This is a genomic window from Allobosea sp. WAO (assembly GCF_001509835.1).
Lineage (GTDB): Bacteria > Pseudomonadota > Alphaproteobacteria > Rhizobiales > Beijerinckiaceae > Allobosea.
In genome coordinates this window covers 1-212 of sequence record NZ_JXTJ01000040.1, presented here as the reverse complement: position 1 = coordinate 212, position 212 = coordinate 1, and the positions used below count along the sequence as shown (strand labels likewise).

Here is a 212-nt window from a genome sequence, read left to right as displayed (position 1 = left end):
GCTCCAGGCCACGCCGTCGAAGGCCTGGACCGACACGGCATCGCTCACAGCCCCCGCCGTCCAGACCGTGTTCGCCAGATCAGCCGCCGTGATCTCGAAGGTCTGGCTCGCCGCCTTCTCGACGCCGTTCACCTTCCAGTAGCCGCTCGAAGCGTCCGACGTGCCGTCCCACAGACGGTACTTCGTGATCGTGTCGCCATCCGCATCGGTCG

The 212-nt window shown here is 67.0% G+C and carries 1 pseudogene; it reads right to left on the bottom strand.

What is annotated here, in order from left to right:
* Positions 1-212: pseudogene (locus DK26_RS29505) on the bottom strand (hypothetical protein); the annotation flags it as partial.